Here is a 458-nt window from a genome sequence, read left to right as displayed (position 1 = left end):
ATTAATTCTCCCAAAATTACTGGTTACACACCAAGTCAAGCTAGTGTAACGGGTGATGCTGCTGAAGGAAAAGACGATGTTCATACCGTTGTCTACACCGCCAATGAAGAACAGGCTCACGTTGAATACATTGACCAAGATAATGGCAATAAAGTTCTAGTAACTGATAACTTAAACGGGAAGTTCGGTAGTCAATCTGATTACAGTACTGCGGATCGGATTGCTAGTTACGAAGCTCAAGGCTACGAATTGGTATCCGACGGATACCCAAGTGGTTACAAGTTTGGCGACAATAATCCCACCTTCCAAGTTGTCTTAAAGCACAAGACCAAGGAAGTTACGCCAGATAACCCTGGAAACCCAGGTCAACCAGTTGATCCCAACAACCCAACGGGACCGAAGTATCCTGATGGCACTAGCAAGGACAACTTGACTAAGTCCATTACGAGAACCATCCA

At 44.5% G+C, this 458-nt stretch carries 1 protein-coding gene; it reads left to right on the top strand.

What is annotated here, in order from left to right; genetic code table 11:
* Positions 1-458: mucin-binding protein (locus tag AC6UD6_RS06950; RefSeq protein WP_500696177.1), on the top strand; the 458-nt coding region annotated here is incomplete at both ends.

The sequence above is a fragment of the Fructilactobacillus sp. X8R2C1 genome (assembly GCF_059900955.1).
This window is presented reverse-complemented; position numbering and strand designations above follow the sequence as displayed.